The sequence below is a fragment of the Psychroserpens luteus genome (assembly GCF_015319355.1).
Classification (GTDB): Bacteria; Bacteroidota; Bacteroidia; order Flavobacteriales; family Flavobacteriaceae; genus Psychroserpens; species Psychroserpens luteus.
Genome location: NZ_JADILU010000001.1, coordinates 622,643 through 648,160, shown reverse-complemented (window position 1 = coordinate 648,160; position 25,518 = coordinate 622,643). Strand labels below are relative to the sequence as shown.

The window sequence follows — 25,518 nt, the reverse complement described above, 5'->3', positions numbered from 1 at the left end:
ATAAATGTTTTAAGTTGATCTTATTTAATACTTAGTTTGTCTTTAATTGTTAAGATAAATTACAATCTTTTTAAAGAAAATAATGGACTACAATATAATAGACCACTTTATATTTTAACTATTTAGGACGTCTGCCAAATCATTTTCTTTATATGATTGTTCTTCAATTCATAGTTTACTTATATATCTCATATTGATAACGGAAACATATAATCACATAATGTACTTAGGACCAACCCTATTCATTATTATATTTCTGTATTCATCATATAAAGATGAGATATTAAAATAAAAAAAGCTGACTATTTATAGTCAGCTTTTTAATTAAGTACAGGCGGAGAGACTCGAACTCTCACACCTTGCGGCACTAGATCCTAAGTCTAGCGTGTCTACCAATTCCACCACGCCTGCATTAGTCCCAAAACGGGATGCAAATATAAAAAATACTTTCTATATTCAATTAACTTTATTTAATAAAAATATACTCTTTGATTTTGTACTTTTGAAAGAATCAAAAAAACATTCAAATATGCAACATATTCAATCCTATATTAAAGAACATAAAGATCGATTTCTAACCGAATTAATTGACCTTCTCAAAATCCCATCTGTAAGTGCAGATCCTGCATACAAGGATAATGTATTTCAAACTGCAGACGTTATTAAAGACAGCCTTTTAAAAGCAGGTTGTGATCATGTTGAGATTTGTGAAACGGAAGGTTTCCCTATCGTTTATGGCGAAAAAATATTCGATAAAAGCTTACCTACCATATTAGTTTATGGTCATTATGATGTACAACCTGCAGATCCTGTTGAGTTATGGGATTCGCCACCTTATGAACCTGTAATTAAAAAAACAGAGATTCATCCAGAAGGTGCCATTTTTGCTCGTGGTGCTTGTGACGATAAAGGTCAAATGTATATGCATGTCAAAGCGATGGAGTTGATGACTAAAACCAATCAATTACCTTGTAATGTCAAGTTTATGATTGAAGGTGAAGAGGAAGTTGGTAGTGTTAATCTTTCAAAATTTGTAAAAGCTAATCAAGAGAAATTAAAGAATGATGTCATTTTAATATCAGATACTGGAATGATTGCTCAAGATGTGCCATCAATTACAACAGGTCTTCGTGGTTTGAGTTATGTAGAAGTTGAAGTTACTGGACCAAATCGTGATCTTCATTCTGGTTTATATGGTGGAGCTGTAGCCAACCCTATAAATATACTAACCAAAATGATTGCATCTTTACATGACGAGAACAATCGTATCACAATTCCAGGATTTTATGATAAGGTTGAAGACCTTTCTGACGCTGAAAGAGCAGAAATGGCTAAAGCACCATTTTCATTAGAAGATTATAAGAAGTCTATAGGAATAGATGCTGTTTATGGCGAAAAAGGATATACCACTAATGAGCGTAATTCCATTAGACCAACTTTAGATGTCAACGGAATTTGGGGTGGATACATTGGTGAAGGTGCAAAAACAGTCATCGCTAGTAAGGCATTCGCTAAAATATCTATGCGTTTAGTACCAAATCAAGAATGGGAAGAAATTACTGACTTGTTTAAAAAGTATTTTGAAAACATTGCTCCTGCTGGCGTAAAAGTTAAAGTCACACCTCATCATGGCGGGCAAGGTTACGTCACACCAATTGACAGTATCGGTTATAAAGCTGCTTCAAAAGCATATCACGATACATTTGGGAAAAATCCAATACCACAACGAAGTGGAGGAAGTATTCCTATTGTATCGCTTTTTGAGCAAGAATTAAAAAGTAAAACGATATTAATGGGATTTGGGTTAGATAGTGATGCTATACACTCTCCCAACGAACATTTTGGAGTTTGGAATTACTTTAAAGGCATCGAGACTATTCCTTTATTTTATAAATATTTTACAGAGTTGAGTAAATAATCTCAACATAAAAAAGCCACCAATTAAACATATAATTTGGTGGCTTTTATTTTTTCTTCAGAAATTGGATGACTTAAAAACTGTCTTATTCCTTAACAATCTTATAAGTTCCAGATTTTTCATCTGTATTTACTTTCAAGAAATAAATACCTTGAGGTAAATCTTTTATATCTAATTCTGTGCTTTCAGTAATTGTTTGTTCTAGAACTAATTTTCCTGAAACATCAAACAAATTTAAATGAGTTGATATTTCCGAAGATAATTCTATAGTCAAATAATTTCGAGCTGGTATTGGGTAAATTTTTAATTCTTCCGTAGAAAAAGAATCAAGACCTAAGGTATTAAACAATATCGATTCACTGCGTTCAACGCAAGTTCCAGAGGTTATTTCTACCTCATAATAACCATTAGCAGTAGGAGTAAACGACTGATTTGTTTCTCCAGAAATAGCAGTATCTAAATCAGAATTAAACCATTGATAACTAGCAGAATTTTGATTAGAAGTTAGCATCGTCATCGTTTGTGTTATGGTATTATCTACAGCAACTAAACTTCCTTTAGTCACCATATAACCTGTAACTAATTTAACCATTTCATTAAGGTATTGCATATCTAAAGTAGATACGCGATCTCCAGAACTATGATAAAATGGTGTTTCATCATTGGTTTCCCAGGACTCTCCTACCAAAACAGCAGGAAACGGATTTGCTCCTCCATTTGCAAACCAAAAACTCGCATGGTCACTACCAGTAGTTCCTGGATTAACCTCAATCACACTTAAATCAAAAGTATAAGCGTTTAAAACTGCTATAATATCATCTTTCATTGCTGCAGAACCTGCAATATCTCTATAATCAATATCAAATTCATTATCTCCAGGTTGCCCAACTGCATCGCTATCATAGCCAATCATATCCATATTTAAAACACCTAAAATATTATCTCCATTACTAGCTGCTTGGTTTGCATAAAATTGAGATCCACGTAGACCAATTTCCTCCTCATCCCAAAGTGCATATACAATGGTATTATCTAAACATTGGGTTGAAAGTATTCTGGCAATTTCTAAAACTGCAGCAGTTCCAGATGCGTTATCATCTGCGCAATAATCTGCAACAGTATCATAATGCGCACATACAATATAAATATCATTAGGGTTTGTTTTACCAAATTGTGTAGCAATAATGTTTCTACCATTTGTGTTAAATGGTTGTTCTGTAATAACTATATTACCTAGTGCTTCTAATCGTTCTACGAGATAATCTCCAGCCAACTCATTATTGGCTTGTTGTCGATTTAAAATGGTAACTGTATTACCATCTACCGTAGTGGTTTGTTCTCCTGAAAACTCGTTGAGTGTCAATGATAAATTATTGATATCAACTTGATTGATAATGTCTTGAATGTTCTGAGAAAATGAAGAAAATGTACATAGTAGAATGCACAGTATTGTAGTGTGTAACGCTTTCATTGTGGGCAATTTTTCTTTTTTAATACTTCAAATATAGTGTATTTGAAGTATATCATATAAATACTATTTTGATAATTAGATTTTTTACTCTACATTTGTAGAGTGAATTCTAAACATGTAGAGCAATGCAATTATCTAAAACCGAAGAACAACTCATGCAATATCTCTGGAAGCAAGAAAAAGCTTTTATGAAAGATTTGCTATTAGCCTATCCAGAACCAAAGCCAGCAACTACAACTGTTGCCACGCTTTTAAAGCGTATGATAGATAAAGGTTTTGTTGCTTATAAGCTCTACGGAAAATCGCGTGAATATTACCCTTTGGTCAAGAAAAAAGACTATTTCTCTAAACACGTTAATACTTTAATTAAAACATTTTTTAATGATAGTGCCTCACAATTTGCTTCATTTTTTACGAAAGAAACAGATCTCACAAAAGAGGAATTAGAAGACTTAAAAGCTATAATAGATAAAGAAATTAAAAACAAACCGAAGTAGATTATTACTATGAATAACTGTAAGAATCAACAAGGTTCAATGAGACAATAAAAAACAATAATAACCATCGAATTAAATAGTTATGATTATCTACCTTTTAAAATTTAGTGCTTGTCTTGCTATATTTATGGTGTTCTACAAGCTGTTATTAGAAAAATCTAGTGTACACAAGTTTAAGCGGTTTTACTTATTAGGTGCTTTGGTTTTGGCTCTATTAATACCATCATTAACGATTATTGAATATATAGAACCTGTTATCGTTGAAGAATTTTCATCTTTTGTGATATCAGATTTTGATATGACTGAAACTATTCCTGAAGTTATTGAAGTAGATTATACACCAATCATTTTATGGTCGCTTTACGGGTTAGGAGTTATCGTTTTTCTGTTAAAGTTTTGCTTCAACTTGAATAATATTATTTCTAGAATTAAGAGCAATCCAAAATTAAAATCGGAAGGTTTTATAAATGTCTTAGTTACTAATTTAAAAATTCCACATACATTTTTTAATTACATTTTCTTTAATAAATATAAGTTTGAGCTAGGTGAAATTCCAAAAGAAGTACTCTTGCATGAACAAACTCATGCCAAGCAAAAGCATAGTATTGATGTACTTATTTTAGAATTGCTACAAATTATATTCTGGTTTAATCCATTAATTTATCTACTAAAACGTGATGTAAAACTAAATCACGAGTACCTAGCAGATCAAGCTGTTTTACAAAACGGAATTGAACCATCCACATACCAAACCATTTTACTGGCTTTCTCATCAAAAGCCGAACATCAAGAATTGGCAAATGCCATTAATTATTCATCAATCAAAAAACGATTTACAGTCATGAAAACACACTCATCAAAAAAATCCATTTGGCTTAAAAGCATATTGCTTTTGCCCTTAATTGCAATTTTGTTTTACAGTTTTACAGAACGAGATCAAGTTGTAAAAGAAATTACTAGTCCAGATATCATTGAGTTATATCTCAACGAAAATGAAGAACTCCTTTTTGAAGACGAAGTCATCACTTTTGGTGAAATTGAAGAATTATTTAAAGAGAATTCTAAATTAAAAGTTTCTATAAAAATATATCCGGATGCATCTTTAGAGTTAAAAGACAACATTTTTAAAGATTTGAGAGCTATTGGAATCAAAAAAATAAATATTTGCACCTCTCAAGTTGCAGATTTTGTAGAGGAAACTCAGCAAATAGAAAAAGATGAATATTATAAAAATGCTTCTTTTAGAATCCTTGATAGCAACGGAAATCTTAATGCTACAAAAAGTTATGCTGAATTAACTTCCGAAGAAAAAGAATTGTTGATGCCACAGGCAACCGTTCCAAATAAAAGGTCTCCTCAACAATCTGATTTAAACCGTTGGAAAAATTCTAAACAATATGGAGTTTGGTTTGATGGAAAACGCATTAATAACAGTTTGCTAGACACATATCCACCATCGATTTTTAGTTTATTTTATGAAAGTAAATTAGAAAAAAACGCTGTTAATTATGGTAAACATTATTACCAAGTAAGTTTATATTCTAATGATTATTACGAAGAGAAATACAAGAATGGTGTGCAACCTTTAAGTAGTAATGCAATTATTACAATTAAAAAAAGTAATACTCAAGAAAGAGCCACATCTAAAGAATTGGCAGAATACAATCAACTCGCGAAAAAGTACAATGAGCAACCAAAAGGTAAGCAAATTATTAAGCGTAAAGACTTAGAGCGCTTAGAATATCTTTATAGTATAATGAGTGATTCTCAGAAAGAAAATGCTCAACCGTTTCCTAATTTTCCACCTCCACCTCCACCTCCTGCTCCACCTTCTTCAAAACACACACATAAATATCAGCACATGTGGATTTTACTAAATAATAGAGGTCAATTTTTAGTTGATGATGAGCTGAGTACTTTGTCATCTATTGAAACCTATTTTAGAGCTATCGCAAACGATAAAAGCAAATCAAAAGAGATTGTTTTTAAGTATGATGAAAATGCTCCGGAAGATATTATAAAGGAACTTCATCTTTTGATTGAGAAATATAATTTAAAAAACATATACGATACGCTTCCTCCACCTCCACCACCTCCTGTTGCTCCAACAAAAAAAGGCAATGGACCAAACGGTAGTGACTATTACCCAATTCCTCCAGCAATTCCACAAAACGCTACTCCAGAGCAACGTGTAAAAATGCAGGCAACAATTGATGAGTTTGAGGAAAAATATAAACGAAAAGTACACCAAATTAAATCTGATAGTGGTGTGACTTACAACGTGATTGTTGATGATCAAGAGTATGACCCAAGCCAACAAAAGGGTAATGAAGTAAAAACTGGTTTCTTAAAAATCAATAATGAAGCACATTATTTTGTAAGTATAAACAACCATACAAAATATTATAATAGACAAGGTTTTGAAGTCAGTAAATCTGGATCAAAAATTAGTAAGAACCAGATTAATGCCTCCAACATTGTTCCTGGACAATACATTACCAAAGTATATAGTAACGGAAAAATTGTTGCAGAGTTTTTCGATAACAAACCTAAAACTCATAAAGACATTGTTGATATCCCACCTCCTCCTGCTCCAAAATCATCTTTAGATTTTGTGATTGATTTGGCTAAAAAGAACGCCATATTCTTTTTTGAGAATAAAAAAATAACTTCTGATGAGGCCATCCAACTTATAAAAAACAATAAAGAACTTAACCTCCAAGCTACTAAAACAGATAGTAAACAACCACAAGTATTTATTTCAAAAGCACCTATAAATTTAAATAGAGGCAAAAGCAAAACACCTGTTATAGTTAATGGCAAAACATCAAAAGATAATCAATATATATTGTCTTCAAAAAAGATGCAAAAATTAGCACTAACGTTAAAGGAGGCTCATGTGATTAGTTTTAAAATTAAATTTCAAGGCAAACCTACTCAAAGTGTAAAAGGAAATGAACTAAATAAAACAGTAAAAAACTTAGTCAAAAAAGCTAAAGAAGGAACTCAAGTTCAACTTTATGATATTAAAGACAATGATGGTTATACGCATCCTCCAGTAATTATTACAATAACAGATAAACTTGTTGGCGTCATGGGCAAAAAAAATTAACCATTTTACAATAATTATATAATTAGACCTCTCAAGTTTAAACTCTTGAGAGGTTTTTTTGTTAAATAATGTAACAAACAAGGTGCTTTTGCGTTCTAATAGACAATCAATCAAAAATCAACACTAATCATGTTAAAAAAATTCTTCATCATCTGCTCTGGAGCAGATACAGATATTCTGGACAATTGCGCCATAGGCGAACAAAACAAATTTGCAGGTATTGGAGCTACTGTATTTTTCACAGCTTTAATGGCTTTTATTGCTTGTAGCTATGCATTGTATACTGTTTTTGACAATGCTTTTGCTGCTATAGGCTTTGGTTTTGTTTGGGGTTTATTAATTTTTAATTTAGATCGGTTTATAGTATCAACAATTAAAAAACGAAATAATATTATAGACGAAATTATCCAAGCCTCACCAAGATTAATTCTTGCTGTTATTATTGCAATTGTAATTTCAAAACCTCTGGAACTTAAAATATTTGAAAAGGAAATTAATCAAGTCCTTTTAGAGCAAAAAAATGATTTAACGCTCGCTAATCAAGACCAAATTGCTGCTCAATTTACACCAAATGTTGATGCATTGTCTTCGGAAATTTTAAATCTTCAATCACAAATAGCCACAAAAGAGGCAGAAGTCAATGCACTTTACGACGTGTATATTTCGGAAGCTGAAGGTACTGCTGGAACAAACCTTCTAGGAAAAGGACCAGTTTACAAAGAAAAGCGAGACAAACATGATGCTGCTTTGGCAGAATTACAACAACTAAAAGCAGATAATAAAGCCAAAATCACAGCGACTGAAAATCAAATCACTCAACTCAATTCTAATTATGATGCTCAAGTAGCAACGACGCAACCTATTATTGACGGTTTTGATGGTTTGATGGCTCGCGTTAATGCGTTGGGCGAATTACCTTTTTTACCATCATTATTTATTTTGTTGTTGTTTTTAGCAATTGAGACCTCTCCTATTTTAGCAAAATTAATGTCTCCAAAAGGTGAATACGATTACAAGCTAGAAGATGCAGAAACCGCTGTAAAAACTTGGGTTGAACAAAAGGTAAGTCAGCGTGAAGTTTTATTAAAAACAGATCAAGCTCTCAACAATAAAATTTACAATGACATTGCTGAAGAGAATGAAATCTACAACTATAAACGAAAGAAAGCGCGAGAACTCATGGAACTACAAGCAGATGCCTTTTTTAAACATCAAAAAAATGCACTCTAGCTTCGACAAGCTCAGCTACCAGTTAATAATAGCCTAAAACTTTTTAATTGCTATTTTCTGCAAGGTTTTAAAACCTTGTAGGTATTAATTTTGTTTAAACTATATTTAATCTTTAAATACAGTTTTTATGAAATACACATTTATTTTCTTGATTTCAATAGTATTGTCTTGTCAAACAGAAATCAAAGAGGTTGAACTTTCAATCCCGATAGCTATCGGGACCGAAGAAAACATTAAAAATCTTGAAAAGGATATTACAGGTATTAAAGAGCTTATGTCTGCTCAAGAAATAGCATGGAATAATCACGATCTAGAAGGATTCATGGATGGCTATTGGCAAGACGACAACCTCAAGTTTTATGGTAGCAACGGACTTACCAAGGGCTGGAATAACACGTTAGCTAATTACAAAAAAGGATATCCATCAAAAGCAGAAAGTGGTACACTCCGTTTTGTAATCAATGATATTTCTAAAATTGAAAACAATAATTATTGGGTTATGGGAGAATATCATTTAACACGACCAGTTGGCAATGCCAATGGTGTGTTTATGATTATCTTCAAAAAAATAAATGGACAATGGAAAATCGTTGCAGATATGTCCTGTTAACTAAGCTGCTTCTTCAGTTTTGAAATGGTTGTATAAACTATTTTGACCAAGTCCAATAATAGATAAACGTTTGTTTTTAACTAGTGCTTCATTATGTAATTGAGCAATGGCACTAACACCATATCGATCAATACTAGATAGATTCTCTATACTAACTGTGATTCCGTTTGTGTTATCAAATACATTTTTAAAATGTTTTTTAAACACATGAATGTTGTTGCGATCTAAATTTCCTTTTACATTAAAAAAGTTGTTTGCGAATGTGATTTCTAGGTTCATAATAATTTGATTTAGGTTAAAATTGAATAACTCTTAATTGCTATCAATCAATATCATTATTCGTGCCAATTATTAACTATTTATAATAACTAACATTGTAAATATCATAAATATTTGAGCGTTACTATTACTTATTCGATTAAATGTATAATAGGTTAGTTTTAGATTACCAATAGACTTTTTTAACCGATAAAATACACGTTTATAACAGTTTGCATTGCTTGTCCACATCTATTCACACTGTTTTCTTATAAATAACAGTATTATCATTTGACATTAGTTATTTTTACTTTTAATATATTTTTACCCTAAAAAGGAAAACCATTATGAAATCAACTCATCTTTTTTACGCTTTACTTTTCGCTTTATCTATTGTAAGTTGTAAAACCACACAACATGTTGTAGCTCCAATTGTTGTAAAAGAAATTTCTAATTTTGAAAAGCTAGCCTCTATAAAAAATGTTGTTAGTATTCAAAAAACAGAACCAACAAGTCATTTTGATGAGAATTATGAAATTTGGTTTGAGCAACCTGTTGATTATAAAGATGCTTCAAAAGGCACATTTAGACAGCGTGTATTCTTAGGCTTTGAAAATCAAAACTTACCTGTAATTGTAGAATTAAAAGGTTACGGAATTGGATCTGAGCGTGCAGGAGAATTAGCAGCGCATTATAAAGTCAATCAATTAAGTATCGAACATCGTTATTTTAATAATTCTCGTCCTAAGCAAATTGACTGGAATACCTTAACCATTGAAAATGCAGCTAAAGATCAAACTACTATCATCAACGCTATTAGAGATGCTATATATCCAGATGCTAAATTTATAACCACTGGGATTTCAAAAGGATGCCAAACAACAATGGCTCATCGTCGGTTTTTTCCTAATAACGTAGATGCAAGTGTTTGCTATGTTGGACCATTAAATTACCAACGAGAAGATCCTAGAGTTTATCAATTTTTAAAAACTGTGGCTACAAAAGCAGATAGAGATAAAATTGAAGCGTTTCAGAAATTATGTTTTGAAAATAGAGCTTCATTATTACAAATGATGAAAGATGAAGGCACAAAGCAGAACATGACTTGGGAGTTTGGTGTTGAAAAAGCTATAGACTATACTATTCTTGAATATTCATTTGCTTTTTGGCAATGGGGAATTCCTATTAGCAATATTCCTTCACAAGATGTTTCCGTAGAAAAGATATATAAGCATCTTATTGATGTCGTTGGCTATGGTTTCTTTGAAGAAAAAGCAGTTGATGATCTTCAACCTTATTTTTGGGCTGCATTAACACAACAAGGAATTTATGGTTATGAAACTGCTCCTTTTAAAAACTATTTAAATACTGAGGCCATTTATAAATTTGATTGGGCTTTCCCAGAAGGTGTTACTAAAGATTATGACTTAAATGCTATGCAAGGGATTAAGTCGTATTTAGATATTTCCGCAGAAAAAATACTGTTTATTTATGGCGAATATGATGCTTGGAGCTCTACTGCTGTTGAGTTAACTGACACTGCAAAAAACAGAGAGTTGTATAAGTTCGTAAAACCGAAAGGTGATCACAGAACTAGAATTAACAGTTTCTCATCAGACAAGCAACAGTCCATTTACGATATCATTGATGGCTGGATAGCAAACTAATTGAAGATAACTGTATTATTTGTTTTCGATCTTGTTGTAGTGTTTTTCTAGATCTACAGGCTTAAAAACAATGGTTTTTGAAACTGGATATTTTTCAAGGAGATGTTTTGGTCGTATTGGTCGTTCTGTAAAATTACCACCACAATTTGGGCACACCTCTTTTAATAGTGTAACACAATCTTTACAGAATGTACACTCAAAAGTACAAATCATTGCCTCTTTAGAATCGTGAGGCAATGATTTATTACAGTTCTCGCAAGTAGGTCTAACCTCTAACAAGATGCTTATAGTTTTTTAACGTATTCTGTTATAATAACCGTTAATGTTGGTCCTACTTTACCTTCAATATAGGTTTCGTTTTCGTGATCTAAACGAATATTTCTAACTGCAGTACCTTGCTTTGCAACTTGACTTGATCCTTTTATTTTAAGATCTTTTATTAGAACCACACTATCTCCATGTTCCAAAATAACACCATTAACATCTCTATGAATTAATTTTTCTGGATCTGCTTCACCTTCTCCTGTAGATTTAGCGAACTCTAATACTTCATCTTCCATGTACATCATGTCTAATAAATCTTTAGGCCATCCTTCTTTTCTCAACCTTGATAACATTCTCCAAGCAATAACTTGAACGGGTTGATGTTCACTCCACATGCTATCATTTAAACATCTCCAATGGTTAGGATCTGTAATTTCTGGGTCTTCAATTTGACTAACACAAGTTTTACAAGCAAGCAATGATTTATCTAAGCTCTCGTCTTTTATAGGTGCAACTGTATGGATTTCTAAGTGATCAACACTACCACACAATTCACATTTATCTTCTGCTCTTTTCTTTAATTCTCTATCAATACTCATAAAATTCAAATTTTTAATATGCAAATATATGAATTGTGAGTTTGTAACACCGTAAAAAAGTACTTATGAGACTTTAAGTAAAGTCTTATTTAAATCTCCAACAACATAAACTTCTAAGAGCTTAGCACTAGTTGAAGAAAAAACTATCTCCTCAGTTACCGCAGGAAGCAAAATAGTTTCTCCCATTTTTAAAGTTTCTGTATTACCACCTGAAGTTATAGACGCAGTCCCTTCAACACACATGAAAATGATAAAAGAATCTAGGTGCTCATAACTTTTCACGAAGGTGTCATTCACATGTATAATGTTCGTTGTGAAGTAGTCACAATTAACCAAATTAGCACTCTCATTAGCCTCTAGTTGATATTCTGCTTTTGCGTTAGAATTAAATTGTTTTGTTGCCTTTTCTGCTAGTTGGGTGTGTAATTCTCGTCTATGACCTTGATCATCTGTCCGATCCCAATCGTAAACACGATAAGTAATATCTGAAGTTTGTTGAATTTCGGCAGCTAAAACTCCTGCACCAATGGCATGAATTTTACCTGCAGGAATAAAAAAACTATCACCTTTTTTCACAGTCTCTCTATTAAAAACGGTTTCAACATTCTTTGAAGTAATATAATTCAAAATTTCAGGATTAATGTTTTCATCTTTTAATCCTAACACAATATTAGCATCTTCATCACTATCCATGATATACCACATTTCAGTTTTTCCAAAAGAATTATGATGCGCTTTAGCCATATCATTATCTGGATGCACTTGAACTGACAAATCTGTTTTAGCATCTAAAAACTTAATAAGTAATGGGAAATTAAACCCAAAATGTTCAAAATTATTAACACCTAAGAATTCAGATTCATGATTTATTATCAAATCTTTAAGATTTGAACCTTTGTACAAACCATTACTAACTTCTGAAACATTACCGTTAACATCAGAAATTTCCCAGCTTTCTCCAATATTATCTTTGGTTGTTTGCTTTGACAATACTGAACCTAGTTTATGACCTCCCCAAATTTTTTCTTTTAATATAGAGTTGAATTTTATCGGATATACTTTCATCTTTTTATGTTTTTAAAATTTACTTTGATAATGGAAATTATCAACTTGCTTCTCTAACTCTAGTTTTGTTAAATACTCTGCGACAGAAAACAACTTTTGAAATAGGGTTTTTCTTTTTCTATGACTTTTTATAATCTTCTTGTCATATTTGATAATTGCCTCTTGATGCACACTAATGGTTTGAATAATAGTATTAAAACCTTGATATTGTTTGTTTAATAAATTCGCATGTATATAACCTAAATGATTCAATTTAAAATGATTATACATATATCGCGCTCCTGATTTTACTGCGGAAACATCTGACTTGAATTTTTTGATATTTACAATTGAAACATTTTCACATTGTTCTTTCACTTCCTCTAAAAGTAAATAGGTATCATCTTTACTATCATTATCAACTAAACAGAATTCAATGTCTCTTACCTTTTTACAGTAGCTAATAAAAAAATTAATATTGATCTCTTTCTCGTAATTATGAAATATGATTATGATTCCTGTTTTCATTTGACTGCTATTTATTAAGCTACTTTTAGAACTGTTGAAGTAGGAGGTACATTTTTATTCTTACCTCTATAAACCCAAGCTATTTGTCCTAATTGTCCAACAATTTTAACTGAATCTTTCATTGATAATTTAGAACCATCTGCATGAATCCATCTTTTTAACGGTTGTTCGCAAAGCATTACTTTAGCTTCTTTTAATCCAAAATGGATACTCATTCTTTTAAAGATTTCTACATCAAAAATCCATTGTGTCACAAACTTTTTACCAAAAGCAATCTCTATTACATCTTTATGGAAGATTTTAGCACCACACTGTGTGTCTTTAAAATCCATTTTTAAAATCTTTCTAATAATGAAATTGATTGTTAGACTAATTATTTTTCTTGCTGATTCTTTAGTAATATTTGCTCCCATTCTTGAGATACGAGAACCACTTACAATTTTAAATTCTGAAGTTTCTATGGTCTTAACTAAATCATCAAAATCTGCTAGATCTGTAGATAAATCTGCATCTAAAAAACCGATATAATCTAAATCTTCTTTTTTAGCCATGTGTAACATTCCTAAACGTACAGCTTCAGCTTTTCCTCCATTTTTCTCACAATCATAAACTGTTATAAAATCTTCTCTTCCTTTTTTTAGCGCGTTTAAAACTTTTAGTGTTTTATCCTTACTCCCATCATTTACAAAACATAAATGGTAACCAGAGTTTTTATCGATATAGTTAATAAACTCATCACTTAACAAACGTTCTTCTTCATTATAACATGGGATAACAACACCAACACAACGCTCTTGAATTATAACATTGCTCTTAGTAACTTTATTTAATACTTCTGGCGCACCAATTAATCGTTTTACACGTGCGCTAATCTCATTTAAGCTTAATGGTTTTTTCATGTAATCATTAATCCCTAAATCAAAACCTTCTGTAATAATATCATCTTGAGTATTACCAGACAATACCATGATTGGTATTAAAGATTTTTTAGTTTTTCTAATATATTTAACAACATCTAAACCAGAAATGCCAGGCATATTAATATCCACAATCACTAAATCTGGATTAAAAGAATCATATAAATCTAAACCTTTAGAAGAGTTTGTTTCAATCTTTACTTCGTATCCTAATTCTACTAATCTCTTTTGTAAAGGAAGTAAAACTAACTGTTGATCATCTATTGCTAAAACTTTCATAATGTGTGATTTTATGTATTATTTATAGGTCAAAAGTACTCTCATTGACGCCTGATTTTTTTTTATTTAGTTCGTCCAACCTTTACTGTAGATGAATGGTAGATTGCCTTAGATAAACGATAAATGAGGCAGTACATTTATTATCTATATTTACATTATTAAATTTGTAGTCGCTATAAATGAAAGAAACCAGTAATAAATATTTAATTGCAGCACTCCTTTTAGGAGTAGCTTTTCATGGCACCTCTATATTTTTCACATTGGAATCTACCTATGATGCATTAATACATTTATTTTTTGCCGACCATTATGCTCATAGTTGGTTTGAACCATGGAATTATGAATGGTATACAGGTTTTACAGTTATGAGTTACCCACCTTTAGTCCATCAAAGCATCGCGTTATTCTCGATGATTGGAGGTTTGAAATTTGGGATGTTTTCTGTAGCATTAATCAGTATTGTTTTATTTATAACCGGTGTTTATCGGTTTTCACTGCTTATCACTGGAAATAAAACTGCAGCAGGTTACGCAGCTTTACTTGCTGTGTTCTCGTCTTCTTTTGTAGAAACCTTACATGTATTTGGCCAGCTACCTAGTATTATAGGTATATCTGTTTTAATGCATGCTTTACCAGAAATATATCTTTGGCTAAAAACAGGGAAATACTGGTATTTAGCAACTTCCTTATCACTCATTGCAGTTACCGTAACATCACATCATGTCACACCAATTTTCGGGATGATCTTTTTCATCTTTCCTTTGATAGGTATGGTTATTATGGATGCTGCTACTGAGCAATCTGGATCAATAAAAGCAGTAAACTTTAAAGCATTTTTAAATAGTTTTTTTAAACTTTTTAAACGTATTATAAGTTTTGGCCTATTATCACTAACCATTATTATTGGTTGTATCCTTCCGTATTGGATTAACTCAAAAAACAATCCTATAACTCAAGTTCCAATTCCGCATGGATCACGCGATAACTTTTTAGAGATTACATCCTCTGGATTAGTTTTCTTTTTAATTCCTTGGGGAATTTTACTCATCTTATTACCGTATATATTTTACAGATATTACAGCAAACGCTATTTGTTTTTTGGCTTATCTATAACCATTTTAACCATCTTAGGAACTGGAGGCACAACGTCAATTCCTCTTTTGGTTTTAGGAGAAACTGCGTTTAATATTTTAACCTTAGATCGTTTTACACTTTGGGCTTCAATTATGTCATTGCCTTTATTAGGCGAGTTTGCTTATCGTTTTATTCAAGGCGATTTAAAAACATTGATTCAATCTAAGTTTGGCGCTGTTTACCATAGAATTATTGGTGGTATCCTTGCTGGACTATTTATATTCATGACTATTTTCACAATGAGCCTTGGATATTTTAGACCATCGCAACCTCAGCAAATTAAAATGCTGCCTATCGTTAATTTTCTAAACCAAGATGATCACGACAAATGGCGATTTTTAACCTTAGGTTTTGGAGATCAAATGGCTTGGTTAAGTGCACAAACCAATGCCTTAACTGTTGATGGTAATTATCACTCTGCAAGACGACTCCCTGAATTAACAACAAGACCAATTGAGCGTCTCGAAAATTCAAAATTTAAAGGTGTTGCAGGTATTGGATCACTACAACAATTTTTGACAACACCAGAAAAATATAATCTTAAGTATATATTTTCTAATGATAAGTTCTATGATCCCATGCTTTATTTCTGTGGTTGGCAACGATTGCGACAGTTAGAAAATGGCATCATGGTTTGGGAGCGTTTAAACGTACCTCCAGTATCTTCTATTTTACCAAAAGATGATGTTTCGAAGTGGCAGAAATTACTTTGGGGTATTATACCACTGTTAACCGTTTTAATAGCCTTTGTTTTAAATATTCAAATGCTTTGGGTTAATGCTTTAAAAACAAAAATTAAAGAAGCACCTGTATTTTTAAAATATAAAATAGAGTATACTAAATTCTCAAATAATGTACTTAGAGTAACTCATATTTGGTCTATTATATTGGCTTTAATAGTTTGTTTTGGTTTCTATCAATTTTATATAAAAAATGACTCACAACGCAGTCCCGAAAATGCAATTATCGCTTACTATGACGCTTTAGACTTCAAAAAATTTGAAACTGCTTACAATTTAATTAGTCCGGAAAGTGATAAAACTATTGCACAATACATGTTGGAAGTCTCAGTTACGGATGGACTTTTAAGTAGCTATGCAAAATTAGATGCCATTGAGACCAGCATTACAACTCTTAATGATAGTTCTGCAACTGCAAAAGTGATAACGTATTGGATTACACCTCTTGAGAAAATTGAACGTATTGATTATAAAACATTATCAAAACAAAAGGGGAAATGGTATTTAAAATCTAAAGACATTGATTCAGATTTACCACCAGATCAACTTTACTCTAATAATACAACTGGTTATTTTAATCAAGGACGTAGACGAATAACAACAGAACAAACCCATCATGAAGATATTTTAAAACAACCTGTTTTAGATGTACTCTCTGCTAAACTTGTGAAATTTGATACGCACTATGCTATTATTGGTGAGATACAAAACATTGACAATGTTCCTGCAGATGTTGTTCTGAAAGGCACCTTATATAATGAAGACAATAAAGAACTCGCTACCTACAATGCTAAATATCACATCAAACATAAATTGATGCCTAAAGAGACAACAGCTTTTAAAATTAATTTTGAAGGTATTGCTTGGTCTAAAACCAAAGATTCTATTCCAAAAACATTTAATCCAGATGAATTTACACCTATAGAACTTGAAGAACAACCTGTTAAATTTAATTTACAAGCTGCAGGAAATGTATCTGGCTCTGATCTTTACAAAAACATCGTCTTAAATGATATTATTATTAATGAAGATAAAATAGAGGGAAGTTTATTTAATAGTGGTTTACAAGAAATAACGGTTCCTCAACTTTTAATAAGTTACTATAATCACAATAAAACTTTAGTTTGGGTGGATCATGTGTTTATCAAAGAAGGGATAAGACAACAACGCAAACAAGATTTTAAATATAGCCTCATTACCACTAGTGTCGTTAAAATCATAAACGATAGTATGAATAACATCTACGTCAACGGACTACCAAATGAGCCTATTTCAAATAAAATAGTACCAAACAGAATCGAGAATCATCTCAATTTAGAATTACAAAAGATCAATCATCCAGATTTTAGTTACATGAAAATTGAAACGAACGCTTATATCGGAAACCCTAATTAATGCGACTTAAACATATTTACATATTACTTTTAGGTTTGATAGTTCTATCATCTTACACTACCATACAGGATAATGAAATAACTTTGGATATTAAACTGCTAACGACTCAAACAGAGTTCGAAGCTGGTAGCACGATTGTTTTAAAATTTTCTACTTCGGAAGGTATACGTCCAAAATTATATTGCTCCAGCAGTTATGGATCTACAGTAGTGACACCTTCAAATGAAGGTACAACACTTTCATATTCCATCCCAAAGAACATTAGTAAAAAAACAGGACAAGTACACTGGAAACTCCTCAACGATGCCACATCATTATCTGGACAATTTAAGATTGTGCCAATACAAGAAGTCGTTTCTATGGAAACCTATATTGGTCCGCCAAGTATAGAAGCTGGTGGTACAGATTATACCATGTTAGTGGTAATCCCAACAGACTCTTTAGATAATGCATTACCAGACAATACAACTGTAGATGCAAAGCATCAGTTCTTGCTCAATGAAACGTCAGATGCCATTCTAACTAAAAACAGTATTGCTTACAAAAATATCTATTCCGAAGAAAAAAGTGGACGCATGCTCATCTCTTCAGAAAGTAAAAACACTAACTCCAAAGAGTTTACAATTACTGTTTTTCCAGCGATACCTACAAATTTTAAAATTTCCGCTTTGCGACCTCATAATTATGCAGACGGTAACCAAGTCACCACTTTTGAAACCTCAATCATAAAAGACAAACAAAATAATGTGGTGAGTGATGGGACTTATGTTTCTTTTTACATTACCAATGAGAAAAGTAACAGTCTCAAAACATCTGGCACCACAATCAATGGTGTGGCAACTGCCAAGATGATTCATCCAGATTATGAAACGCAATGGTCAATTAAAGCCTATGTAGATGGTATGGCAGAGAGTGATGTGATCACTTTAGATTACAATAAAGTGATTGAAGATTTTGAGATGAGTTTCTCAAAAAACAATAGAGTAATTACTGTTGGTCCTTTACAGAGTTTCATGAAACAAATGATTCCTGATGGTTTGCTAGTTAAATTGCTTGTATACAAAGATGACGTTCTTTTAGAAACCCTTCATAAAACGTCAATTGATGGGTTTGTGAATTTTAATTTAAACCCAAATAGTATTAAAAATGACATTTATAAAATAGTTATTACAACTGCTGGTTTAGAAAAAACAGTTAATGCACTTCAACTATGGTAAGTCGTAATAAAAATATCGTTCGTGCGATTTTAATTGCATCATATCTTGTAATTATAGCCTTAATTGTTTCTGGTATAAGCGCATTATTTGGATACTTAAATACTGGAGCAGATCGCAGTGCAATGCTTCATACTGAAATTAAAAAAACAGAACAATACACTCCTAAAATTGTTTGGACTCCTTTAACAAATGAAGGTCGACCAATAGATAAAAACAATCTAAACGCTCTAGAACATGATTATTTAGATGCTTGGTATGTAAAGCATGTTGCCTACAAAACCAATACCACTGCTGGTATTAAAGATTATTATACAGATAGTGCGCGACTAAATTTGTATGATATGATTGCGTTGAATACCGACGAAAATATCACCATTGAATCTACAACACTTGAGCATCATCCCACTTTAGAATTTTTTAGTGAAGACGGACAATTAGCAGTCCTCACAGACAATGATGTGGTGGAATATAAACGTGTGTTTCAAGATGTCAACATGATTTTAGAAACTACGGAAATATCCACTTACAAGATTGTTATGCTTCTTGAGGATGGCTTTTGGAGAATTAGACATTTAGTCAAAACAGCGACTGAAGATTATAACGTAGAACACAAAACGATATCAACGACTAACTTAAATATTCAAGGCATTAATTACTATCCTCAAGCCACACCTTGGGATATGTTTGGAGATTCATTTTCTAAAGACACCATTGCAAAAGATTTCAAAATCATAAAAGACGCTGGCTTAAACACAGTACGTGTGTTTGTGCAATATGAAGACTTCGGAAAAGCTAACATCAACAACACCAAACTAGATAAATTAAAACAAACTTTAGATGCTGCAGAAACTGCTCAACTAGATGTCATCGTTACGCTCTTTGATTTCTACGGAAATTATGACGTATTAGATTGGACGTTAAATATGCGTCATGCAGAAACTATTGTGAGTTCTTTAAAAAATCACAACGCACTTGTGGGTTGGGACATCAAAAATGAGCCTAATCTAGATTTTGAATCTCGCGGAAAAACAACAGTCATGGCATGGCTGAATACAATGATAAATCTCGTAAAATCTATTGATGACCAACATCCTGTAACTATTGGTTGGTCCAATACACAAAGTGCTACTTTATTAAAAGACAAGCTTGATTTTATCTCCTTTCACTATTATGAAGAGTTAGATGATTTAGATGCTGCAATAAAAACACTACAAACTGAAATCCCAAACAAAGCTCTAGTCATGGGAGAATTTGGAGAATCCTCTTATGATGGTTTTTGGAATCCGTTTGGTAGTAGCGATGACGATCAAGCCGATTACCACAAAAAAGCCCAAGCCATTATTGCAACTAACAATTTGCAATACGTGTCTTGGACTTTATATGACTTTTCAAAAATACCAAAGGAAGTCGTAGGTAGACTTCCTTGGCGTAAAAATGCTCAAAAGCAATTTGGCTTTATTGATAAAAATGGGGCAAAAAAGGCATCGTTTAAATATATTTCTCAGTAGTATTTAAACCAAATATCGATTTACTCTTAGGCATTTTATTAGTAATTATAGTTGAAAAAGTATGTAAATACATTTCTGTAATTTTTGACATAGGATACGCTGTCGCTGCTTGATAATTTGTTTTTCCTATAGCTGTTCTATAAGCTTCATTAGTGACAATATTTTCAATTGCTGTTGCTAAACTTACTATTGAAGTTGGGTCAAAGAATTCACCTAAATACCCTTCATCTTTAACTAATAAGGCTAAATCTCCAAGGTCTGGCATTACAACTGCTTTACCATAACTTCCTGCTTGATGTAAAACACCCGAGCTTCCTGTTGTTGATGTATATGGAAATACCACAACTGCACTTTCTTTAAATAAAGTAGGTACTTCATACTCTTCGACATAACCTGTAAAACGAACTTGAGGTACATGCTTGTAATCTTCCTGAACTTTGGCTAAGTAACCAGGTACGTTTGGATTATCTGTTCCTGCAATGACAACTTCTAAATCTAATCCTGTAGAAGCTCGAACCATCTCAACAGCTTCAATCATCTGCTCTACTTTTTTGTAGGTTCCAAACTTTCCAAAAGTCATCACTTGCAATGGACCTTCTGGAATCGTATAATCTGGCTGCTCTTCTGTAATTTCAAAAGTTCCATGCGGAATCAATTCTACATTGGTAGCATTATATTTTTCTTCTAAGATGTTGACATATTTTTGCATTGTTACTGCAACGGTATCTGCTTGAAGTATTAATTTGGTTAAGCTCGTTCCTATAAAACCATAGATCTTTTGCATTAGTTTACTAGATGTGAAACCTGCAGATCCTAAATCTACTTCCTCTAAGATATTATGAAGTAAAACAATATTAGGAATCTTTTTAAGCTTACATACCAATGGTAACATCAATCCTAAAGCTGCAGCAATTTTCTTATCACCAAACTTCATGAACTGTAAGTTAAATAAGACTGCATCTGGTTGTGTGTTATTAATCGCTCTCGTCACATTTATAATGTTTGCATAGCTATTAAATGCCCAACATTCTTTTACTGTGATTTTACAACCATCTTCTGTAAACGTGATATCTTTTGCTCCTTCAGTTTTATCTGTAAGTAATACTATTTCTGTAATAGATTCTTTTTGTCTGAAGTGTTTTACTAAGTGATATGCATACTCGTTTAAAGTGACTTTACTTGGCGGATATGCTGTTACGATTGCTAGTTTCATGTTATAATACTTTAATGTGTTATTCTTAATTACATTACAAATTTGCACTATAATTTCGGGTAAAATAGGCGACTGTAGATAGGATACTTTTTGCTGTAGACGAATGGCACAAAGCCTTCGATTTAGCTTTTAACAGCTTTTGATTTTGAGTCGTATATAAAGTAAGACACTTGAAAGATGAGTAATAAAAACATCGCTGCGATTTGCATGTGAACCACTTGCTCTAAGCTTTCATGGAAAAAGATGACTAATCCCATTTGAAGCATCCCAAAGAGTCCAGAAAAAATTACTGGCACATAACGATCCAAAGACAAGTAGTAATAGGCAAATATGTTTGAAATAGCGAATACTCCTGTTGCTAAGGCATATTTCCAAAGTAAAGGTGCCATTACTAAATAACTATCACCAAACAATATTGTAATTGCTGTTTCTGGAAACAAGGCACAAGCGAAAACAATTACAGAGGCAATTGCTGCAATATATCCAACATATTTAAATAAGATTGGCGCAGTCGCTTTACCTTCTTTTTTAAGTTGAACTACGGTTGGTAATAATAACATCACAAACATCCAGGCAATGAAATATACAATACGACCAATCAAAGCCAATGAAGCATATAAACCTGCATCGTAAGATTCGAAATAGTGCTTTACTAATAGAATATCACTGTTATTTATGATGATTTGTGTGAGCTCATAAAATGCGGTGATTACAAAAAAGTTTCGCACTTGCTTTGACTCTACTTTTGCAATACGTTGAGTTGCTTTCAATTTAAGCGTGCTGAATTTAAACGGAATTAAACCAAAACCAAAAGAGATTAAAATCCCTATAGCGATCACGACAGAAGATTGGATCTCGAACAAAAATATCAACCCGAGTGTAATTAGTAATCGACTTAACATTTCAGCTTGATAGGTAATAGATAATGATTTGAATGCTTTTTTACCTTGATAGACTCCACGATTTACACTCATTAAAAAATATAGAGGTACTCCAAAACCAAAAATCACAAACATACTAGATGTTGAGGTGTGAAATAATTGTTGCAATTGACTTGAGCCTATAATTACTAAAGCACCTAAAATAACACCAACAATCGTAGCATTTTTATAAATTCTAGATATGAAGTTATTAAACGTGCTGTTCTCAAAAACAACAGAAAATTTTGCAGTGACCAATTGAAACGTCATAGCTACAAAAGACAGAACCAATAAAAATGTAATCAACACTGCAGCATCTGCAAATTGCTCAGGTCCTAAAAGACGACCTAAGACCAAATTGTATAGATAATTTCCTCCATTAACCGCTAATACGCTGAGCATGAATAATTGTTCTGGAGATAGTTTTTTTGATCTAATTGCTGTAATTGCTTGCATTTTTCTAATGTTTTAAATTGATGTATTATGCGACTGCGTTGAATCTTAATTCTTCATAAATCTCTTTACACCCTGAACCAATAATAGAGAATGGTTTATTCCATAATATTGCATTATTATAAAGTGTTTTTAAAGCTTCAATACCATTAGCATCTATTTCAGTGACTTTACTTATATCAATAGTCAAATCACTTAAAGAACTAAGTGTAATTATAAAATACACTTTAAAGTTACTAACAGTAGATGCATTAATTTCCCCATCTACTGTAAATGTCTTTTTGTTACGTGTAATTTTAAGTGCCATAATTGTTATTTTTAACCGATTATTTATTTAAATCTGACGCAAATATCTGAACAACTTCTATGTATGTTCATTATATTTCGACGGATGGTCAATTGGTGTAGATGAATGAAGCGCTAATGGTGCGTAACTTGCAGTTATACAAATCAAACAGATATGAAGACTTTAAAATTACTTATAATCCCTATGTTTCTATTACTTGTTTTAACGAGTAATGCGCAAGACATGCAAGAAGGTTTCACCTATTTAGAAACTGGAAAGTATGCACAAGCAGAAACATTCTTTGATACCATATTAAAGGAATATCCAAAAAATAAAACTGCTCGTTTATGTTATGGACGTGCTGTGGGATTAAATGGAGATGCTCAAAAAGCAAATAACATTTTCACCAATCTGTTAGAAGATTACCCAACCGATTTTGAAGTAAAATTAAATTATGGAGAGTCCTTATTATGGAATCAGAACTTTTCCAAAGCAAAAATCTATTATAATAATTTAGTAACAGAAGCTCCAGAAAGTTTTCCTGCATTATTAGGTTATGCAAATACCTTATCTAACTTAAAGGAATACGACAATGCTTTAGTCTATGTCAATAAAGCTTTAGAAGTATCACCAGGAAACCCAAATGCATTGGTGTCTAAAAAATACATTTATTTAGGATACGCATATCAAAACCAACAAGCGCAAAATTATGGTGAAGCAGAAACGCTACTTACTAAAAACTTAGAGTTATTTGGTGAGGATAAAGAAACCTTAATGAATCTTGCTAATCTGTATTTGATTACTAACGAACTTGATTTTGCAAATGGTATTTATAACAGAATCGCTAAAAATCCAGCTAATGAATTAGAAGCTTTAAATGGTTTGGCTTTAGTTTCTCATTTAAAAGGAAAAGAGAAAAAAGCATTACAATTAAGTACAGAAGCTTATACGAGTATGTCTACAAGTACTTCGGAAATCGTCTCACAACAAACAACAGAGCGTTACACACAAGCCTTAATCTGGAATAAAAAATACAAACAAGCAGAACGTGTTATCGATACTTTAATAACAAAGCAACCTAACGAAAATTGGGTATTAGCATTGCGAGCAACTTTGAACGTTTATAAAAGTAATTTTAAAAAGAGTTTAAACGATTATAATAGAATCTTAGTAAATGATAGTACGTCGTTTGATGGTAACTTAGGAAAAGCAAATGTATTAAAAGCATTAGGTTATTATGATGATGCCTATACCTCTGCAGAAAACACCTTAAAGTTTTATGACAATCAAAAAGATGCGGTAAATTTCATCAATATCTTAAACACCAATTTTACACCAGCTTTAGATTCTAGAGCAGCATACACGTTTGATAATGGTAATAACAAAGCCTATTCGTTTAATACCAATGTGACGTTTCCATTGTCTACAAAATTCAAAATCTTAGGAAGCTACAACTATAGAAACACAAATAACACAGTGACTAAGAATAAGGCAAATTCTAACGATATCTCATTAGGGTTATCTTACCAATTATTAAATAACGTTACTTTTAATGGAACAACAGGATTAACTTCAGCCAAAGCAGAAACTGGCGACTACACACAACTCTTAACAGATATCTCTTTTAATATCAAACCGTTTAAACTACAAACCTTAGATATAGGTTACAAAAGAGAAATTCAAAGTTTTAATGCCGATTTATTAGATCGTGAGATTGTGCAAAACAATTATTACGCAAATTACAACCTCAGTACAAATTTCAACTTAGGTTGGTTTACACAATACATGTACACCTCTCAAAATGATAGCAATAAAAGAAACTTACTCTTTACCTCATTATACTACAACCTATTGGCGAAACCATCTTTAAAAGTAGGATTGAATTATCAATACATCACTTTTGCAGATCAAGTACCAACCATTTATTTTAGTCCAGAATCTTTTCAAGCAGGAGAAGTCTTTTTAAACTTGATTAAAGATGAAAATACGACGAAACCAAAAGAGTGGTTTTATGAATTAACTGCAGCTACAGGATTACAATACATAGAAGATGGTGAGAGTCAAAGTACCTATCGTATTCAAGGGAAATTTGGTTATAAATTCTCAGAGCGCAGTATGTTAAATGTATTTGGAACCCGAAGTAATATTGCCTCAGCAACTGCTTCTGGTTTTACCTTTACGGAAATTGGCCTGAGATTTAAATGGAGGCTATTTGATGGTCCTGTGTTTAGGAAGTAAAAAACGAATAGAAATTCTGT

General features: G+C 32.1%; 20 protein-coding genes and 1 tRNA gene. 10 read left to right on the top strand and 11 right to left on the bottom strand.

All coding sequences use genetic code 11. From position 1 onward, the window contains the following. Positions 1-329: 329 nt before the first annotated feature. A tRNA-Leu gene (locus tag IM744_RS02900) sits at positions 330-411 on the bottom strand. A 118-nt stretch (positions 412-529) separates the two neighbouring features. Between IM744_RS02900 and IM744_RS02895 the strand changes: the two genes are divergently transcribed. Further along, complete coding sequence (locus tag IM744_RS02895; protein WP_194506582.1) at positions 530-1,918, top strand: dipeptidase; 1,389 nt, start codon at positions 530-532, stop codon at positions 1,916-1,918. An 85-nt stretch (positions 1,919-2,003) separates the two neighbouring features. On the opposite strand, the gene IM744_RS02890 is transcribed toward IM744_RS02895, so the two are convergent. Further along, on the bottom strand, positions 2,004-3,389 hold the full coding sequence (locus IM744_RS02890) for a M28 family peptidase (protein WP_194506581.1): 1,386 nt from the start codon (positions 3,387-3,389) through the stop codon (positions 2,004-2,006). Between the two features lie 125 nt (positions 3,390-3,514). Here IM744_RS02890 and IM744_RS02885 point away from each other — a divergent pair, with 125 nt between their 5' ends. From IM744_RS02885 to IM744_RS02870, 4 genes are all read left to right on the top strand, one after another. Further along, positions 3,515-3,886, top strand: a complete 372-nt coding sequence (locus IM744_RS02885; protein WP_194506580.1) for a BlaI/MecI/CopY family transcriptional regulator — start codon at positions 3,515-3,517, stop codon at positions 3,884-3,886. A gap of 82 nt (positions 3,887-3,968) precedes the next feature. Next, on the top strand, positions 3,969-6,998 hold the full coding sequence (locus IM744_RS02880; RefSeq protein ID WP_194506579.1) for a M56 family metallopeptidase: 3,030 nt from the start codon (positions 3,969-3,971) through the stop codon (positions 6,996-6,998). A 129-nt stretch (positions 6,999-7,127) separates the two neighbouring features. Continuing rightward, positions 7,128-8,228, top strand: coding sequence for a DUF4407 domain-containing protein (locus tag IM744_RS02875; protein ID WP_194506578.1), 1,101 nt, complete (start codon positions 7,128-7,130; stop codon positions 8,226-8,228). Between the two features lie 127 nt (positions 8,229-8,355). Beyond that, positions 8,356-8,838 (top strand): YybH family protein, encoded by a 483-nt coding sequence (locus tag IM744_RS02870; protein WP_194506577.1) that lies wholly within the window; start codon positions 8,356-8,358, stop codon positions 8,836-8,838. Here the strand turns inward: IM744_RS02870 and IM744_RS02865 are convergent, their stop codons facing one another. Beyond that, a complete protein-coding gene (locus IM744_RS02865; RefSeq protein ID WP_194506576.1) occupies positions 8,839-9,117 on the bottom strand; it encodes an STAS domain-containing protein in 279 nt (92 codons plus the stop codon). A gap of 326 nt (positions 9,118-9,443) precedes the next feature. On the opposite strand from IM744_RS02865, the gene IM744_RS02860 reads away from it, so the two are divergent. Then, positions 9,444-10,763 (top strand): S28 family serine protease, encoded by a 1,320-nt coding sequence (locus IM744_RS02860; RefSeq protein WP_194506575.1) that lies wholly within the window; start codon positions 9,444-9,446, stop codon positions 10,761-10,763. 15 nt (positions 10,764-10,778) lie between these two features. Here the strand turns inward: IM744_RS02860 and IM744_RS02855 are convergent, their stop codons facing one another. The 5 genes from IM744_RS02855 to IM744_RS02835 all read right to left on the bottom strand — a co-directional run bounded on the left by IM744_RS02855 (position 10,779) and on the right by IM744_RS02835 (position 14,394). Next, complete coding sequence (locus IM744_RS02855; RefSeq protein ID WP_194506574.1) at positions 10,779-11,042, bottom strand: DUF1272 domain-containing protein; 264 nt, start codon at positions 11,040-11,042, stop codon at positions 10,779-10,781. 5 nt (positions 11,043-11,047) lie between these two features. Further along, positions 11,048-11,626 carry a PhnA domain-containing protein gene (locus IM744_RS02850; RefSeq protein WP_194506573.1) on the bottom strand — a complete coding sequence of 193 codons (579 nt, stop codon included), beginning with the start codon at positions 11,624-11,626 and terminating at the stop codon, positions 11,048-11,050. 63 nt (positions 11,627-11,689) lie between these two features. Continuing rightward, entirely contained in the window at positions 11,690-12,691 is a 1,002-nt protein-coding gene (locus IM744_RS02845; RefSeq protein WP_194506572.1) for a type I phosphomannose isomerase catalytic subunit, read from the bottom strand. A 12-nt stretch (positions 12,692-12,703) separates the two neighbouring features. Beyond that, positions 12,704-13,198: a glycosyltransferase family protein gene (locus tag IM744_RS02840; protein ID WP_194506571.1), complete on the bottom strand. Its 495-nt coding sequence runs from the start codon at positions 13,196-13,198 to the stop codon at positions 12,704-12,706. Positions 13,199-13,212: 14 nt separating this feature from the next. After that, positions 13,213-14,394, bottom strand: coding sequence for a response regulator (locus tag IM744_RS02835; protein ID WP_194506570.1), 1,182 nt, complete (start codon positions 14,392-14,394; stop codon positions 13,213-13,215). Between the two features lie 179 nt (positions 14,395-14,573). Between IM744_RS02835 and IM744_RS02830 the strand changes: the two genes are divergently transcribed. From IM744_RS02830 to IM744_RS02820, 3 genes are read left to right on the top strand one after another with little or no spacing between them, the layout of a single operon-like run. Beyond that, positions 14,574-17,663, top strand: coding sequence for a hypothetical protein (locus IM744_RS02830; protein ID WP_194506569.1), 3,090 nt, complete (start codon positions 14,574-14,576; stop codon positions 17,661-17,663). Continuing rightward, the gene (locus IM744_RS02825; protein WP_194506568.1) at positions 17,663-18,880 is read left to right on the top strand and encodes a hypothetical protein; all 1,218 of its coding nucleotides are present in this window, start codon (positions 17,663-17,665) and stop codon (positions 18,878-18,880) included. The genes IM744_RS02830 and IM744_RS02825 overlap by 1 nt, the downstream gene beginning before the upstream one ends. Further along, a complete protein-coding gene (locus IM744_RS02820) occupies positions 18,874-20,388 on the top strand; it encodes a cellulase family glycosylhydrolase (protein WP_194506567.1) in 1,515 nt (504 codons plus the stop codon). The genes IM744_RS02825 and IM744_RS02820 overlap by 7 nt, the downstream gene beginning before the upstream one ends. On the opposite strand, the gene IM744_RS02815 is transcribed toward IM744_RS02820, so the two are convergent. From IM744_RS02815 to IM744_RS02805, 3 genes are all read right to left on the bottom strand, one after another. Further along, entirely contained in the window at positions 20,369-21,601 is a 1,233-nt protein-coding gene (locus IM744_RS02815; RefSeq protein WP_194506566.1) for a glycosyltransferase, read from the bottom strand. The two genes, IM744_RS02820 and IM744_RS02815, sit on opposite strands and share 20 nt — an antisense overlap. 122 nt (positions 21,602-21,723) lie before the next feature. Continuing rightward, entirely contained in the window at positions 21,724-22,977 is a 1,254-nt protein-coding gene (locus tag IM744_RS02810; RefSeq protein WP_194506565.1) for an oligosaccharide flippase family protein, read from the bottom strand. 25 nt (positions 22,978-23,002) lie between these two features. Then, entirely contained in the window at positions 23,003-23,281 is a 279-nt protein-coding gene (locus tag IM744_RS02805; protein WP_194506564.1) for an STAS domain-containing protein, read from the bottom strand. Positions 23,282-23,434: 153 nt separating this feature from the next. Between IM744_RS02805 and IM744_RS02800 the strand changes: the two genes are divergently transcribed. Next, entirely contained in the window at positions 23,435-25,498 is a 2,064-nt protein-coding gene (locus IM744_RS02800; RefSeq protein ID WP_194506563.1) for a tetratricopeptide repeat protein, read from the top strand. Positions 25,499-25,518 lie beyond the last annotated feature (20 nt).